The organism is Loktanella agnita, from assembly GCF_046640325.1.
Lineage (GTDB): Bacteria > Pseudomonadota > Alphaproteobacteria > Rhodobacterales > Rhodobacteraceae > Yoonia > Yoonia agnita.
In genome coordinates, this window is the sequence record NZ_JBJMBF010000007.1 from 175,640 (window position 1) to 193,123 (window position 17,484).

Annotated in this window: 12 protein-coding genes; 4 read left to right on the plus strand and 8 right to left on the minus strand. The window is 56.1% G+C overall.

Going from position 1 to position 17,484, the window contains the following annotated elements; translation table 11 throughout:
• Positions 1 to 20 precede the first annotated feature (20 nt).
• The gene (locus ACJ5NV_RS10215) at positions 21 to 1,007 is read right to left on the minus strand and encodes a glycosyltransferase family 2 protein (RefSeq protein ID WP_411643574.1); all 987 of its coding nucleotides are present in this window, start codon (positions 1,005 to 1,007) and stop codon (positions 21 to 23) included.
• Between the two features lie 94 nt (positions 1,008 to 1,101).
• Between ACJ5NV_RS10215 and ACJ5NV_RS10220 the strand changes: the two genes are divergently transcribed.
• The 4 genes from ACJ5NV_RS10220 (at position 1,102) to ACJ5NV_RS10235 (ending at position 5,056) form a co-directional block, all read left to right on the plus strand.
• Complete coding sequence (locus ACJ5NV_RS10220) at positions 1,102 to 2,238, plus strand: acyl-CoA dehydrogenase family protein (protein WP_411643575.1); 1,137 nt, start codon at positions 1,102 to 1,104, stop codon at positions 2,236 to 2,238.
• Between the two features lie 49 nt (positions 2,239 to 2,287).
• Positions 2,288 to 3,331 (plus strand): enoyl-CoA hydratase/isomerase family protein, encoded by a 1,044-nt coding sequence (locus ACJ5NV_RS10225; RefSeq protein ID WP_411643576.1) that lies wholly within the window; start codon positions 2,288 to 2,290, stop codon positions 3,329 to 3,331.
• A complete protein-coding gene (mmsB, locus tag ACJ5NV_RS10230) occupies positions 3,328 to 4,206 on the plus strand; it encodes a 3-hydroxyisobutyrate dehydrogenase (protein ID WP_411643577.1) in 879 nt (292 codons plus the stop codon). The genes ACJ5NV_RS10225 and mmsB overlap by 4 nt, the downstream gene beginning before the upstream one ends.
• 97 nt (positions 4,207 to 4,303) lie before the next feature.
• Positions 4,304 to 5,056 carry a GGDEF domain-containing protein gene (locus tag ACJ5NV_RS10235; RefSeq protein ID WP_411643578.1) on the plus strand — a complete coding sequence of 251 codons (753 nt, stop codon included), beginning with the start codon at positions 4,304 to 4,306 and terminating at the stop codon, positions 5,054 to 5,056.
• A gap of 6 nt (positions 5,057 to 5,062) precedes the next feature.
• On the opposite strand, the gene uvrA is transcribed toward ACJ5NV_RS10235, so the two are convergent.
• The 7 genes from uvrA to ACJ5NV_RS10270 form a co-directional block, all read right to left on the minus strand.
• On the minus strand, positions 5,063 to 7,921 hold the full coding sequence (gene uvrA / locus ACJ5NV_RS10240; RefSeq protein ID WP_411643579.1) for an excinuclease ABC subunit UvrA: 2,859 nt from the start codon (positions 7,919 to 7,921) through the stop codon (positions 5,063 to 5,065).
• A gap of 197 nt (positions 7,922 to 8,118) precedes the next feature.
• Entirely contained in the window at positions 8,119 to 9,171 is a 1,053-nt protein-coding gene (locus ACJ5NV_RS10245; RefSeq protein WP_411643580.1) for a LysM peptidoglycan-binding domain-containing protein, read from the minus strand.
• 220 nt (positions 9,172 to 9,391) lie between these two features.
• Complete coding sequence (gene lpdA / locus ACJ5NV_RS10250; protein ID WP_411643581.1) at positions 9,392 to 10,786, minus strand: dihydrolipoyl dehydrogenase; 1,395 nt, start codon at positions 10,784 to 10,786, stop codon at positions 9,392 to 9,394.
• Between the two features lie 82 nt (positions 10,787 to 10,868).
• Complete coding sequence (locus ACJ5NV_RS10255; protein ID WP_411643582.1) at positions 10,869 to 12,398, minus strand: sensor domain-containing diguanylate cyclase; 1,530 nt, start codon at positions 12,396 to 12,398, stop codon at positions 10,869 to 10,871.
• A 52-nt stretch (positions 12,399 to 12,450) separates the two neighbouring features.
• On the minus strand, positions 12,451 to 13,056 hold the full coding sequence (locus tag ACJ5NV_RS10260) for a DUF924 family protein (protein ID WP_411643583.1): 606 nt from the start codon (positions 13,054 to 13,056) through the stop codon (positions 12,451 to 12,453).
• A 133-nt stretch (positions 13,057 to 13,189) separates the two neighbouring features.
• The gene (locus ACJ5NV_RS10265; RefSeq protein WP_411643584.1) at positions 13,190 to 14,452 is read right to left on the minus strand and encodes an MFS transporter; all 1,263 of its coding nucleotides are present in this window, start codon (positions 14,450 to 14,452) and stop codon (positions 13,190 to 13,192) included.
• A 206-nt stretch (positions 14,453 to 14,658) separates the two neighbouring features.
• Positions 14,659 to 17,448, minus strand: coding sequence for an OmpA family protein (locus tag ACJ5NV_RS10270; protein ID WP_411643585.1), 2,790 nt, complete (start codon positions 17,446 to 17,448; stop codon positions 14,659 to 14,661).
• Positions 17,449 to 17,484: the final 36 nt, after the last annotated feature.

The following is a 17,484-nucleotide window of genomic DNA, read 5'->3' on the forward strand; positions in this document are numbered from 1 at the left end:
ATAACCAATTCATAAAAAGATCAGCCATTTTTATCCGGGTGGTATAAATCACTATTCCGACCATAGGCCGCTTTGACCCGGCCGACACCCTTGCCCATTGCACGCGCTGCAACAGCACCGGAACGCAGGCGCGTGAATGGTGCCAGTATTGTAAAGACCAACGCGCGCAAGATTCCGTATCCAAGCATGACCAGCGCCGCGATCTTGGATTTCTCCTTCGCTGTCCTGATCCGCCGCGCAGTTTCCTGATCGCGACACCGCCGAAAATAGTACTTAAATGTCAGACGGTGCAGCGGCCAAACCTCGCGCACCCGTGCGTCTGGGGCCCACCCGGTCCGCCCGCCAGCGGCGGAAAAATCAGCATAAAACTTCGTGTCAGAGCCACCCGAATAACGAAGCGCTTCGTCGAACCGAACGCCCAACCGGGTGCAAGCGGCAATGCGTACCATCCAGTTATTCGTATAAATCCCAAATTCCGCCTCGCGCGGATTTCCGATTTCCGCCTCGCGTAGCGCATACGCCTTTGCCGCCCGCCGCCGGAGCTCGTAAAGCACAGCAGCCTGCTGCCACGTCAGATCAATGCCCGCAGGTGGATCATAGATGATTGGCCCACCCACAAGATCAAGTTCCCGTTTCGACATTGCAGTATAAAGGTTGACCAGCCAATCTGGTAAAACTGTCTCATCATCATCGACGAAAGTCAGGAAATCGCAGTCATTTTCGATCGCCATATCCAACACGCAATTGCGCGCAAATGGAATGCCGCGCTCCGTTTCCAAGCGATATTTCACCTCGAAAGGAAGGGTCTCAGCCAGCTCAGAAATAAGCGGTTCAATCGAAAGCGCATCATCATTTTCCGCGATTAATATTTGACATTCCGCATCGTCAGGCAGAGCCATGTCGGCAAGACTCAGCAAAAGGGCTCGTAACATATCGGCCCGCCGGTGCGTGATAACCCCGATGCCGAATTTTGTTTTCTCACGTGCCAATTGCTTTGCCTCCGTCAATCATAGCATCCACTGATGACCTATCCCCTTGCCAAACACAACAAACACCTCAACAATATGAACAAGCGTTCAATTCATGCGTGAGGGAGGCATCATGGATTTTTCTCTGACCGAGGAACAATCAGCAATCTTCGATATGGCGCAGGCCTTCGGGGCCGAGCAAATCGCGCCCTATGCTCGCCAATGGGAAAGGGACGGCACTATCCCCAAAACGCTCTGGCCCAAGCTGGCAGAGCTGGGTTTCGGCGGGCTCTATGTCAGCGAAGATATGGGCGGCGCCAATCTCACCCGCCTCGATGCGACACTGGTTTTCGAAGCGCTATCACAATCCTGCGCCTCAGTCGCGGCCTTCTTGTCGATCCACAACATGTGCGCCAAGATGATCGACGCTTATGGAAGCGACAGCATGAAATCGCGTATTCTGCCCAAGGCGCTCAGCATGGACAGCCTTCTAAGCTATTGCCTGACTGAACCCGGCTCCGGCTCGGACGCGGCTGCGCTCAAAACCAAGGCAATCCACAGCAATGCGGGCTACGCGCTCACCGGAACCAAAGCCTTCATCTCCGGCGGTGGCTACTCCGACGCCTATATCGTCATGGCGCGAACAGGCGCGGACGGGGCAAAAGGGATCAGCGCAATCCTGATTGAAGACGGCGCGCCCGGGCTTAGCTTCGGCGGGCTAGAGGATAAGATGGGCTGGCGGTCCCAGCCCACGCGGCAAGTACAAATGGATGACTGCCAGACCCCTGCGGACAACCTGCTGGGCACCGAAGGTCAGGGCTTTAAATACGCGATGGCCGGGCTTGACGGCGGACGGCTCAACATTGCCGCTTGTTCGCTCGGTGCAGCACAATCCGCACTCGACCAGACGCTGGCCTACATGAAAGACCGCAAAGCTTTCGGCAAACCCATCGACCAGTTTCAGGGGCTCCAGTTCCGGCTGGCCGATATGGAAATAGAACTGCAATCCTCCCGGACGTTCCTACGCCAAGCCGCGTGGAAACTGGATACAGGCGCACCGGACGCAACAAAATTTTGTGCCATGGCCAAAAAACTGGTGACAGAGGTCGGTTGTCGGGTCGCCGACCAATGCCTGCAACTGCATGGGGGCTACGGCTACCTTGCCGATTATGGGATCGAAAAGATCGTGCGCGATCTGCGGGTGCACCAAATCCTCGAAGGGACCAATGAAATCATGCGATTGATCACCGCGCGACATATGATCCATTGACCGTCGCAGTCCCGGACCACGATCCGGGACCTCCACCTCCGGGGGCACCATGAACGATATCATTATCCGTAAAACCGGCAAAGCCGGGCATATCACCCTCAATCGGCCTGCTGCGCTCAATGCGCTGACATGGGACATGTGTCTAGCAATCGAAGCGGCGATTGACGAATGGCGCAGCGATTCCGCGATACAGCTGATCATCATCGACGGGGCTGGCGACAAAGCCTTCTGCGCCGGGGGCGACATTGCCGAAATGTATGCCAGCTCACAGCGTCAGGAATACGACTACGGCCAGCGGTTCTGGCGCGATGAATACCGGCTGAACGCGAAACTGGCCCGCTACCCCAAGCCGATTGTCAGCTTTCTGCACGGGTTCACCATGGGCGGCGGGGTCGGTGTCGGCTGCCATGCCAGCCACCGGATCGTATGTGACAGCAGCCGGATCGCGATGCCGGAATGCTCTATCGGGCTGGTGCCGGATGTGGGCGGTTCCCTTATCCTTGCCAACGCGCCCGGTAGGTTGGGTGAATACTTGGGAACAACGGGCGCCCGAATGGGCCCGGCGGATGCGATATACGCTGGATTCGCCGACTGTTTCATTCCGGAAAGGGAATGGGACACAGTGAAGAATGATCTTATCAACACCGGCGAACTTACGGCAATCGGCGCATTCGATGAGCATCCGGGGGATGGCGCAATATTTGCTAATCAGGTTGAGCTGAACCAACACTTCTCGCGATCATCGATGATCGAAATCGGAGAATCTCTGGCAAACTCAGATTTCGAATTCGCCAAGCAGGCACTTGCCGCACTCAAGCGGAACGCGCCGCTCGCAATGACAGTCACTCTGGACATCATCCGCGCGGTCCGGGAACAGCCGGATATCCGCACCGCACTCGACCATGAATTTCGCTACACCTATCGCTGCGCGGAACAGGGTGATTTCATCGAAGGCATTCGGGCCGCGATCATCGACCGGGATCGGAACCCACGCTGGCGGCATCAAAGCTGGCAAGAGGTGCCTGCTTCGGAAATCGCGGCCATGACCGCGCCGCTGGGGGACGCGGCACTGCAATGGGAGGATGAGACATGAAAATCGGTTTTATCGGGCTTGGGAACATGGGCGCGCCCATGGCGACGAATCTTGCGAAGACTCACGACGTGACCGGCTATGACACGGTTGCGAAACCGGACGGCATCACCATGACAGACAGCGCTGCGGCGGCTGCAAAATATGCGGACGTGGTCATAACCATGCTGCCGAACGGAGACATCCTGCGCAGCGTCGTGGCAGAGATCCACGCGGTGATGAAACCCGGCGCGGTGCATCTCGACTGCTCCACGGTCGATGTGGAAAGCGCACGCGCCGTCGCGGCGCAGGCCGATAGCCACGGGCTGCAAGCCATCGACGCCCCGGTCTCTGGCGGGATCGGCGGGGCGCAGGCGGGCACGCTGACCTTCATGGCAGGCGGGTCGGAGGAGGCCTTTGCCGCCGTCAAACCGCTCTTCGACATCATGGGGCAGAAGGCGGTGCATTGCGGTCCCGCAGGCAATGGTCAGGCCGCCAAGATCTGCAACAACATGATCCTTGGGGTCACCATGATCGCCACCTGCGAGGCTTTCGTGCTGGCCGACAAGCTCGGGCTGGGTCGGCAGGCAATGTTCGACGTGGTCAGCACGTCATCGGGTTCAAGTTGGTCGATGAATGCCTACTGCCCCGCTCCGGGCATCGGGCCGAATTCGCCAGCAGACAACGATTACAAACCCGGCTTTGCGGCAGAATTGATGCTTAAAGATCTGAACCTCAGCCAGATGGCAGCGGAAGCCGTAGATTCAGACACACCAATGGGACAGGCAGCGCGCGATCTCTACGCGCAATTCGTCGAAAAAGAGGATGGCAAGGGCCGCGACTTTTCCGCCATGCTTCCGCGATTCCAAACACGCGGACGGACCGCGAACAAGGGCTGACCGGGCCGCGCCCGCATAGAGACAAACCCAACGCAAGTGTTCGTTAAACTGTTCGGGCTACCCTTGCGACGAGATACTATGCGTAGGGCCCGATCAGATGTTGAAACGACTACCGTACGTCGCGACATATCTGCTCAACCCCTCTTCCGTACTCGATGCACTGTGGAAGCTCCTTTTTCTCAGCATCCTAACAACGCTTTTGACCATGGCAGTCGAATATCTGCTGCTCCTGCAAAACCGGCGCTCGGCAGCAGAGTATTTTGTTGTTGTCACACTCGTCGCATCGCCGCTGTTTGGTTTTGGGATGTATTTGACCAAGCGGATGGTGCATCTGCAACGCCAGCTAAGCCGCTTGGCCCGCACCGATTTACTCACAGGTTTAGCCAACAGGCGGGGTTTCTTTGATCTTGTCAACGCCGAGGATCCCGGACATCTGGCCTTACTCGACATTGATCACTTCAAAAAAATCAACGATTCCTATGGCCACGCGGTCGGTGATCAGGTGCTGGCAAGCGTTGCAAAAGAAATCGCAGCCCGAGTTGGGGAACACGGGCTGGTTGCGCGTATAGGGGGTGAAGAATTCGCCCTTCACGCACCAACTACAAACGAAGAAATCGCCGCGGCGTTGATCAATGGGCTAACCAGCAATTTTATCGTCAAGACGGAGGATACGCCGATCCACGTTACACTCTCCGCCGGTTGGGTGCGCACGCAATCCTGCCTCGATATGACAGAAATCCTACACCGCGCCGACGAAGCACTTTATATGGCCAAACAAAATGGTCGCGCACGCGCAGAGCAATGGAAAGCCGTCACAAACCCCACGCCGAAAATGATGCGGCACGGTTAAAACCGGCTACTCTGCCGCCACTTTACGCGGTGCCAGCATCTCTTTCAGATAACGACCGGTGTGGCTTTCTTCGACCTCTGCCACCTGTTCCGGCGTCCCTTTCGCAACGATGCGGCCCCCGCCATCGCCGCCTTCGGGACCGATATCGATCAGGTAGTCGGCGGTCTTGATCACATCGAGATTGTGCTCGATCACCACCACCGAATTCCCCTGATCTACCAACTCGTGCAGCACTTCCAGTAGCTTGCGCACATCCTCAAAATGCAGACCCGTCGTCGGTTCGTCGAGGATATAGAGCGTCCGGCCCGTGGACCGTTTCGCCAGTTCCTTCGACAGTTTCACCCGCTGCGCCTCGCCGCCTGACAGGGTCGTCGCCTGCTGTCCCACCTTGATATAGCCCAAACCCACGCGCATCAGCGCATCCATCTTTTCACGGATCGACGGCACGGCAGTAAAGAACTGCTGCGCATCTTCCACTGTCATATCAAGCACATCGGCGATGGACTTGCCCTTGAACTTGATCTCCAGCGTCTCGCGGTTATAGCGCGCACCCTTGCAGGTTTCGCAGGTCACATAGACATCCGGCAGAAAGTGCATCTCGATCTTGATGACACCATCGCCCTGACAAGCCTCACACCGGCCACCCTTAACGTTGAACGAAAACCGCCCCGGCTTATACCCGCGCGCCTTGGCCTCTGGCAGGCCGGCAAACCAATCGCGGATCGGGGTAAAGGCACCGGTATAGGTCGCAGGATTCGACCGCGGCGTGCGGCCAATCGGGCGCTGGTCGATATCAATCACCTTGTCCAGATGCTCAAACCCCTTGATCGTCTCACAAGGGGCGGGCGTCTGGCGCGCACCATTCAGCTTTTGCGAAGCGTTCTTGAACAGCGTCTCAATCGTCAGCGTGGATTTCCCGCCGCCCGATACGCCAGTGACACAAGTGAACACACCCAGCGGAAAATCTGCGGTGACATTCTGCAAATTATTGCCCGTGGCCTTCACCACCGTCAGCTTTTTCTTGGTTTTCTTGCGGCGCGTCGCAGGCACGGCGATTTCGCGCGAGCCCACCAGATATTGCCCCGTCACCGACGCCTCATTCGCCATGATCTCTTGCGGGGTGCCCTTGGCCACAACCTGACCACCGTGCACGCCAGCCCCCGGACCAATATCAAAGACATAATCCGCCTCGCGGATCGCCTCTTCATCATGTTCCACCACGATCACCGTATTGCCCTGATCGCGCAGGTTTTTCAGCGTGGTCAGCAAGCGATCATTGTCGCGCTGATGCAAACCAATGGATGGTTCATCCAGCACATAAAGCACACCTTGCAAGCCCGACCCAATCTGACTGGCCAACCGGATACGCTGGCTTTCGCCACCCGACAAAGTGCCGGAATTGCGCGACAGCGTCAGGTAATCCAAACCCACATTATTCAAAAACCCCAGCCGCTCGCGAATTTCCTTCAGAATCGCGCGAGCGATCTCGTTCTTCTGGGCGGTCAGGCTTTCAGGCACCGATTGGCACCACTCATAGGCTTCCCGGATCGACATCTGTACGACCTGCCCCACATGCAGCCCGCCGATCTTGACGGCCAGTGCCTCAGCCCGCAGGCGATACCCGCCGCAGGTGCCGCAGTGACGATTGTTCTGATAGTTCTCAAACTCCTCGCGGATCCAATTGCTGTCCGTCTCGCGATAGCGGCGCTCCATATTCGGGATCACGCCTTCGAACACACGCTCCACCTGATACACGCGACCGCCTTCATCATAGCGGAACTTGATTTCTTCCTTGCCAGAGCCGCGCAAAAACACCTGCTGCACCTTCGGGTCCAGATCTTTCCAGCGGGCGTTCTTGTTAAAGCCATAGTGCTTCGCAATCGCCTCAATCGTCTGCAAGAAATAAGGCGATTTGCCTTTGCGCCAAGGCGCCAATGCACCATCCGCAATCTTCAGCGTCACATCAGGGACAACGAGCTGTTCGTCAAAAAACAGTTCCACCCCCAACCCATCACACGATGGACAGGCCCCAAAAGGCGCGTTGAACGAAAACAAGCGCGGCTCAATCTCGGGGATGGTGAAGCCACTGACGGGACAGGCGAAATTTTCGGAAAAAGTGATCCGCTCCGGATCGCCCTCCTTTGGGGCAGTTTCCAGCACCGCAATCCCATCGGCCAAATCCAGTGCAGTTCGAAAACTATCGGCCAAACGCGTTTCAAGCCCATCGCGAACAATGATCCGGTCCACCACCACATCAATATCGTGACGGAACTTCTTATCCAGCGTCGGCGGCTCATCCAGCTCGTAGAATTCACCGTCAACTTTCACCCGCTGGAACCCCTGCTTGCGCAGCTCCAGAAACTCCTTGCGATACTCGCCCTTGCGGTCACGGATGATCGGGGCGAGCAGATAGCCACGGGTTCCCTCCTCCATCCCCATGACGCGATCCACCATATCCTGCACCTGCTGCGCCTCAATCGGCAGACCGGTGGCCGGGCTGAACGGCGTGCCCGCGCGGGCGAAAAGCAACCGCAGATAGTCGTAAATCTCAGTAATGGTCCCCACCGTCGACCGGGGGTTTTTCGATGTCGTCTTCTGCTCAATAGAAATCGCCGGGGACAGACCGCTGATATGGTCCACATCCGGCTTTTCCATCATATCAAGAAACTGGCGGGCATAGGCTGACAGCGATTCCACATAGCGGCGCTGCCCTTCAGCATAGATCGTATCGAAGGCGAGCGATGATTTGCCCGATCCGGACAATCCGGTAATCACGACAAGCTGATCACGGGGAATATCCACATCGATATTCTTCAGATTATGCTCGCGCGCGCCACGCACTTCGATGTTCTTCAATTCTGACATCAGCCATCCTCACTACGGTTGCCATGCATTTAAGACGCGTCGCCGAAAGTTCCAATGGCAGAATGGAACATTAACAGAACATACACAAGGATTCGCCATTCAAATGCGATTACCGCAAGAAAAATGCCCGGTCGCATCCAAGCAACCGGGCATCTTGTCTTCATACCGCAGGCACAACAGCTGCGCCCAAGCAGCGATTAGTTATTGTAGTAGGCCGAAAAGCCGGCCTGAATGGTGCTGAACCACGACCCGTCATTACGGATATTGGCCATGCCCTGGTTCAAGGTCGCAACAATCTCTTCTGCCTGTGGATTGTCCTTGCGTACAATGATGGTCAACACACTGACAGATGAAATCTGATCATTCACTGTCACGCTGTCTTCCATGTTCAGCTTTCCAAGAATGTCAGAAGCCTGCGACAGTTCCAACTCGACACCATCCACATTGCCCGCTGCCAGTTCGACAAAGCAATCGGCCGGGTCAACCGGGCTCACATAGTTGACGTCTTCATCAGTCAGACCACCGGGGGGCAGCAGAACCGCGCTGTAGCCTTCAGGCAGACAGATATTCTTGCCGCGAAATGCTTCATAGTCGCTGGTTGTGCCCAGCGGGTCGCCAACATTGGTGATAACGCCAGTAACGACTTCATATAGCGGATCTACAAACAGAAAGGTTTCGCAACGTTCTTGGAAAGCTTCTGATAGATTTGCGGAATCGCAATCCGGTGCCACCCAGGGGAACGTGCCGTCAAATGCGCCAGAGGGCAAAAGAACATCCTGATGCGACCCCCAGTCATTCACAAAAGTGACATTGGTCGAGACACTTGGATCAAGCGTGTCCAGTGCAGACTGCACGACTTGCGTCAAGACACCGCCGCCTTCCATACCTTCATCCGTGAACGGGGCATAGTCGCTGCCAGTCACCAGACGAATGCTCAGGGGCTCGTTGCTGACGACAGGTGCTGCAGGACGCACCACGCTCGCGGTCGCTGCGCTACCACTTGCAAGACGTCCGTCCGCACATGGCAGTTCCAGACGCATCCCGACAGAGATCGCATTTGGATTTCCGCCAATCACGTTCCGGTTTGCATTCCAGATCGGCTGGTAATCAATGCTACCATATGCAGTCCGAGCAATTCCGCTCAGTGAGTCACCGCCGCGCACCGTATACGTCGAACAGGCTTCTTGTGCCTGCGCACCAGTTGCAGCTGCGACAAGAATTGCCGCCGCAGAAATTTGAAGTGATTTCATCAGTCTTCCTTATTCATTTTATTGCCATCGTTATAAATGATGACTCATCACACACACAGAGATCTGATGTATTTGGTGAAACACATCAGATCGGCTTCCTCCACAGAGAAGTATAGCGGCAAACATGACCTTAATGCGACTAAATACAGTCGCATTAAGGTCGATTTCGATTGCTGTATTACAAAGGCTCTATGGCCTGATCACTTAACTGTCAGTCGCCTTAAAAGTGGATCGCGCGACCATAGGCATCCAGCACACTTTCATGCATCATTTCTGACAACGTGGGATGCGGGAAGACCGTGTTCATCAGGTCTTCTTCGGTGGTTTCTAACTGACGACCGACAACGTAGCCTTGGATCAGCTCAGTCACTTCTGCCCCGACCATATGGGCGCCCAGCAGTTCCCCGGTTTTGGCATCGAACACGGTTTTGACCATGCCTTCCGGCTCGCCCAAAGCGATGGCCTTGCCATTCCCGATAAAGGGAAAACGGCCAACCTTGATGTCATAGCCCAGCTCTTTCGCCTTGGCCTCAGTATAGCCAACAGACGCGACCTGCGGATGGCAATAGGTACAGCCAGCTATGCTTTCCGGCTTCACCGGATGGGCATGTTTGCCCGTGATCAGTTCCGCCACCATCACACCCTCATGGGAGGCTTTATGCGCCAGCCAGGGGGCACCGGCGATATCGCCAATCGCATAAAGCCCATCGACGCCAGTGCGACAGAATTCATCCGTCACCACATGGGTGCGGTCCACCTTGACGCCAAGCTTATCCAGCCCCAGCCCCTCGACATTGCCGACAATGCCCACGGCACTGATCACCGTGTCAAATTCCATCTTTTCGGTCTTGCCGCCTGTTTCGATATGAGCGGTCACCTTGCCCTTGGCGCGGTCCAGTTTCTTGACCATGGCTTTTTCCATGATCTTCATACCCTGTTTGACGAACTGCTTTTTGGCAAAGGCCGAAATCTCGGCATCCTCGACCGGCAGCACGCGGTCCATCACCTCGACCACTGTCGTGTCAGCGCCCAGCGTGTTGTAAAAGCTGGCAAATTCGATGCCAATCGCGCCAGATCCGATCACCAGCAGTTTTTTGGGCATATGCGGCGGTTGCAGCGCATGCTTATAGGTCCAGACCAAATCACCATCGGCCTCCAAGCCCGGCAATTCGCGCGCCCGCGCGCCTGTTGCCAGAACGATATTTTTCGCACTCAGCTCTTCGGTGCCCTTGTCGGTCTTGACGCTCACCTTGCCCTTGGCAGGAATCGTCGCCGCGCCCATCAGGACAGTGACCTTGTTTTTTTTCAGCAAATGGCCCACGCCACCGGCTAGCTGTCCCGCTACCTTACGGGACCGCTTCACCACCGCGTCCAGATCGTAATCAATGCCTTCGGCCTTCAGACCAAATTCCTTGGCACGATGCATCAGGTGAAAGACTTCGGAGGTGCGCAGCAGCGCCTTAGTGGGGATACAGCCCCAGTTCAGGCAGATACCGCCCAGATGTTCCCGCTCTACCACGGCCACTTTCAAACCCAGTTGGGCACCACGAATGGCGGCCACATATCCGCCGGGTCCCGCACCGATCACAACCAAGTCAAAGCTTTGCGCTGCCATTTATCCGCCCTCCAGAAAGAATTTGTTGAACGTTAAACTAGTTTGGCAGCAAGAACCAGTGATCCACGGTCATAGCGGCTATTCAAAACATGATATTGCTATGGGAATCGGCGACGCGCCAGCAATTGCGGCCAGCGTCCTTCGCCTCATAAAGTGCCACATCCGCCGCCTTTATCAGACCCTGCGGATCGGTGCCGTGGGTTGGGTAGATCGACACACCAGCAGAAATTGTGACCTTGGGCAGCGGTCCGCCAATATATTTGACACGCATATCCTCAACCACCTGCCGTAATTCCTCGATCACCGCCCCGGCGCGTGTGCGATCCGCATTCGGCACAATCAGCGAAAACTCCTCGCCCCCGACACGGCAGGCCGTCAACCCTCCAGCGTCCAGCGCCAGCATCTTTTCTGCAAGCGCCTCCAACACCGCATCACCTGCATCGTGGCCATGATCGTCATTGAAACTTTTGAAACGATCAGCATCCAGCGTAATCAGGGCGAAATTCCCCTGCCGTGACGCCGTTTGGCTCAACTCTTTGCGCAGCTCATCAAGGAAGTAGCGGCGGTTATAAAGCCCTGTCAGCGGATCGCGTGTCGACTGATCCTGCAACTCGTCGCGCAGCTTCACATTAGCAATCGCCATCGAAATATGCTCAGCGCAGCGGGCGGTGAACGCACTGGAATCAATCACTTCCGGGTTGTCACCCTCGGATCGAAACTCGATATGCATCAACCCCACCGTATCGCCATGGGCCATGATCGGCACGCAGGTATAGGTATCGGGGGTGACATCATCGCTCATAACCTCTTGCACATGGTCGCAAACAAAGCTCAGCTCATCAGGATGATAGGTGTAAGAACGGCCGCGCCGCAGCGCCCAACAACTATCAGGGGTGACACGCGTTTCGGACAAGGCCGAATTCCAGGCACACACTTGCTCCAACACATCCCGACCATGAGTATAGATGAACAGCTGCCCTTGGGTGCCGGGCAGCACCTTATACATGAACGCCGTCACGACGCGGTAAAGCTCTTCAAGTGATTTGCACGACTGCAGCCACTCATCCAGCTGCGCCAGCAGTGATGCCTCCCTCTGGCGCGCGCGCTCATGCTGCAGGACCTCCGCCGCGCGGCGCTGCGCCTCTTCCGCATCCGCCTTGGCGGTCGCAAGGGACCGCGAGACGGTCCGCTCTGCCGTGACATCAGTATAAGCAACCACATGCCCCCCGTCGCGTACAGGCCGCACACTTGCCGAAACGGTGCGGCCCGACGGCAGGGTCGCGTCATAACAAAACGTTTTCTGGGCCGCATAAAGCGACAAGTGGGTTTTCATTTGCTCCGGCGTAAACTCACCACGCTCAGCCCCGGCTGTCAGAAATTGAACTAAGGTGGAACCACGCTGCAGGGCATGCTTTTCAAGTTCAAGCACATCAAAGACGGCATCATTGTTCAGGCTGCACCGCCCCCCGTCCGACCAAAAGATGATGCCCTGTTCCAACGCATCCAGAACCTGAACAAGCATTTTACGACCAGTTCGGTCATCCGATGCGCGGGCATCGGAATCACCGAGCTGTATCGTAGTCTCGGGCTTGATCGATTTATCCTGCAACATGCCTGGCCACCAAAACTTTGTGGCAACATGCTGCTTCTGGGCAAAGAAAGTCTTAAGAGGAGGCCGCTAAATCGTGAGAATCCGCCGCACCTTGGACGGCCTGGATCGCCGCACGATATCCGCCCGCATCCAAAAACGCCTGTTCCGGTGGCGTCGTCCGACGACCCAATGCCGCGTTGCGATACGGAAATCGTCCAAAATCGCGGATTACCGCGCGATGGGCGCAGGCGTGGTCCTGATTATGCGCGCCTGTCGCAGGCATACGCGAATGAATCAAGCGCACGGCACGGTCCTGATCGCACAGGTTCTCTGAATGCATCAGCGGCAGATAAAAGAACTGGCGCGCCGGCTCGTCGATCTTCATGTCCCAATCACGGTCAATCGCCATCTTCGCAGCTGCCAGCGCCACTTGGTCTGTGGCAAAGGCCTGGCCCGTGTCGCGGAACATATTACGCGGAAACTGATCGGTCAGAATGATATAGGCCAGCGTGCCGGACGGATAAGTCAGCCACAGGCCTAAAGCCCCCTCATGCGCCAAGCGCCACGCATCAGCAAAGCGGTCAGTAATCATCGCATCAAAATCTGGATCAGACTTATACCAGTCTGCCGGTTGGCACTCATCCAGCCAGAATGAAAGTACGTCATCTGGGGTTACCATGGCTTACTCCTTAATGGACCACCCGTATAACACCAGCGAAACAGGTTAATCCTGACCTGACAAGGGGTTGCAGCCATACAATCTTCACATGATCTTTCGATGTGACACAGTGGGTGACAAAAACCCGGCAAAGTTATGCCGCAGGCGCCTCTTCCTCCTCACCTGCCTCGATATAAACCTCTTGGGCGACCTCAGCAGCCACCGGGGTCGAAGACGCCATAACCGGCGAATAATGCACGGTTTCCATATCCAAATCGTCACGGCTTCGCTGCGTCGAACGATAAAGACCGAACAAGCCGATCCCCAGCATCAGCATGGCGGTGAACAGCCAGAAGCCATTATTGCCGATGATTTCCATCATTGAGCCAACGACAATCGGTCCCATGATCGCGCCGACCCCATTGATAAACAACAACCCGCCCGATGCGGCAGCCATGTCTTCGCGTTCCAGATAGTCATTGGTATAGGCAATCAGCAGGGCATAAAGCGGGTTGGACATACCGCCCACCACGGCACCGCTGAACAGGATCAGGGCAAAATTCCCCGGTAGCAGAAAGGCGACCAGCGACCCGAACCCGCCGATGAGCGAAATCCAGATGATCAGTACGCGGCGGTCCACGCGGTCCGACAGCCATCCGATTGGATATTGCAGCACCAGCGCCGCCACATAAATGGATGACACAAAGAACGAAATCTCGCCCACGGTCAGCCCGACCCGATTGCCATAGACCGCCGACATGCCGAACTGCGCGGCAAAGACACCGCCCAGCATGAACATCCCGAAACAGGCCAAGGGCGAGGTGCTGATCAGCTCGCGTATCTTCATCGGCTTGGTCTGCTCAAAGGCCGGCATCGGCTTGACCGACAACAGGATTGGCGTGAATGCCAGCGAAACAAGGATCGACGGGATGATAAACAGCACATAGCCAGAAACATCACCGCGGCTGACGATGAACTGAGCAAAGACAATCCCCGCCATTTGCACAATCATATAAAGCGACAGGGATTTGCCCCGCGTTTCATTCGTCGAAGCGTCGTTCAGCCAGCTTTCTGCCGTGATATAGACACCGCAGAAACAAAACCCGATCAAAACGCGCCCAACGGTCCAGGCCCAAGGTTCCACCAGCACTGGATACAGGATCAGCACAGCCGAAATCATCGACCCCATCGCAGCAAAGACGCGCACGTGGCCCACCCGCTGGATCAGTTTCGGCGTGTAGAAAGAGCTGAACAAAAAGCCAAGGAAATAGGCGGACATAACAATCGACAAAGCGAAGGTGCTAAACCCTTCCTGATCGCCACGCAGGCCCAGCAGGGTACCCTGCAAACCATTGCCAACCATAAGCATGAACATCCCGAGGAACAGTGCCCACGAGGCGGAAAAAACCTGAAACATAGCATGACCTTCTGCGCCGAACTTGCCCGCCTATCTCATGATTCTATGTGCAGGTCATCATCCGAAACCACATAATGTCGCCTGTTTGCGACCTCGGTGCGCGCGCATCAAGCGTCATCCATAATTTCGCAGCAACACGCGATGCAACACCCGGCCCTGTTTGAAGAGGGCACCAGCAGCGCCCTCTTTCCATTTCATCGCTAGACCTACCAGGCGAAGGTCACGGTTTGCCCGGCCTGAAGCGCACCGGTATCCGTTGCACTGACGGTTGACCGGGTCACGCCACGATTGTCAAAGATGCGGCGCGACCGCGCGGCCCTGACCGAGGCAGACTGACGATCATCGACAGCCTCATAGTCAACACCAAAGCGCCACTGGGCACCATGCGTATCGGCATGCGTTTCATAGGCAAACGCCGCGCCAAAGCCGCAAGGCTCTGCATCCACATCATCATCGGTTTCGCAGAACGCCCGTGGGGCAAAGTCCAGCACGCCGTTCCGTGTGTCTTGCGACAGACCTAATTCAACAAACGCACGCGCGTATGTTGCCGGGTCGATGCTCAGCTCCACGTTAGCCACCGAAATCTCCGAGCCGATCGCCTCTGCGTAAGCGACATCAACACCGACACGCGGTTTGACTGACAGGGTGCCCCAATCGCTCTCACCGCCAACCGATCCACCGGCAAAGACACCTGCATAGGTGTAGTTACCGTCGACATCCGCGCCCACGTCCAGCTCGAAACTATGCTGACCGACAGCGGCACTGCCATAGTAGCTCAGGATCAAACCACCCGCAGTACCGCGCGAAGCATAAAGGCCACCATGGATGCCGAACCCGGTGATGGTACCCGTCGCATTATCGGTTTCCACGTCATTTTTGGAAAGATAGCCCTCGATGAAACGACCGCGCAAGATGCCGTTGGCTTGCCTGTCACGGGACATACCAAAGCTCGCCACGCCCAGCGTTCCGCGATCGGCGTCATGGGTGATATCCAGATCGCCCCATGTTTCCGTATGCGTTCCGGTCGCGCAGCTATCGGCCTGCGATGCAAAGTTACCTGTCAGGCGCGCACCTTGATTGGTGCCGCCGCCTTCCAGATATCCGCGCGGTGCCCCCCCTGCATCACAGCTTTGCGCGACCGGCGCGTCAGAGCCATCAAGCAAGACGAACGCGACGCGGCGGTTCAGCGCTTTGCCTTGTTCCGTGGCGTTCGTCGCAATCGGCCGGCGTTCACCATACCCGCGCGTCTGCAAACGCTGATCTGCGATACCTCTGCGGATCAACGCAGCCCGCACCTGATTAACACGGTTCTGGCTCAGGGTCAGGTTGTAGCTATCGCTCGCGTCAGAGTCCGTGTGTCCCTCAATCAAAAAACGAGAGCTGTCACATTCGTTTAGGATCTGCGTAATACGGTCCAGCAGCGCATCGTTGCGGGCATCAATGAAATAACTGTCCGTGGCAAATTGCACCGGGCGCGCGCGCAGCAATTCATTGATCTCATTGCCGCAGACCTGACCACTGTTCACCCGCAAGCGATCCGCCGCACGGCGCGATATGGTTGACACATGCCCCGACAATATCATCGTGGTCTGGGTCAAATCATCCGTCAGAATGTCCTCGATCACGTCGATATCCACACCAGAGACGGCAATATCATAAGGGCTTTCATCCGCATCATTGCTGGCGACATCAATATCAAAGCCGAATTGTCCCTCTGCCAGCGTCGTGAAAGTGACTGTAAACGTGGTTGTCTGACCGGGCGTTAAGCTCAGTGAACCGGGCGCGGATACAATAACCGGACCATCAATGTTGGTCTCACCAGAGATCGTCGGCGTGCCGCCTATCGTCAATGTATCCTCACCTGTGTTGGAAATCGTATAGGTGATCGTCTGCGGCGTTCCCGGAGTTTGCGACCCCTGCACATCCGTACCACCGTCTGCAATCACAACATCCCCGTTCGATGTTTCAATCTCAATTTCGGGCGATGCGTCAACAATGGTATACGTCGATGTGCTCTGCGCGGGGCCGGCACATTGAATATCACCGACTTTCAGCCGTGTGCTCGGTGCACCGGCACTTGTGATACTCTGAATGCTCACATCAATTGTTTCGTCACCCTCGACCACAGCGTCATTGATGATCGTGATCGGGATCGCAAAACGAGAGGCAGCACTCGACCCATCATAGGTGCCCGGCGGCACCGTGATCGTCGTGTTATCAATCGTGAAGTCAACGCCAGCCGTCGCTGTGTTGCCGGTGATAACAAGCGTAATTGTTGATGTTTCACCCACCACACCCGAAATCAATATCTCTGGCAGGTTTGCCCCGGTAAGCTCAGACCCTTGGCTTGTTGCGGCAGCGAATTCAGCAAGTGGCGCAGGAACAAAGCTGATGTTGTCCAGAAAATTCCCACGGTTGGAACCGGTTAAGGATTCAAATCCCACATCGTAAATGCCAGTGGGTGCGTTAAAAACCGTGCTCCCTGAACGCTGCGCCCAGGTACCATCCTCATTGGTGCGGGGTTCTGGCAGCGATGATGTATCAAAAACCTGCCTATCGGACCCGACAAGTGCCTGCGCATCAAACCTGACCTGCTGCGGCGCGCCGTCAGCACCCGCGCGTGCACGGTGGGAATAGGCCCACGTCAAATCCTCTCCCTCAATCAAACACACTTCCTGAGCAAGCCTGACAGCCGATTCCCCATTAAGTTCGACGAAGTAGTCTCCATCATCACTTGGAACATCGATATTGTCATTGCGCCATAACTCGATAAAGCCGCCTGTCGTACCGACTGGACCAGGTCCGGTTGAATTCCAACCAACGATGTTCTCGTCAGAGGTAAACTCAAAATTCGCTGGCGGGGTATAACCCGGGGCAAATTGCTCAAAACTTGGGTTGATAATTGCGCGCTGTTGCGCATTCACTTGTTCAGAACCAACAAATACTGAAAGTGCACCCAGCAAAGCGACGCCAAGGTTTTGTTGTGAAAACCGCATTATTTCTTCCTGCCTTCATATATATTGCAGGTGAAA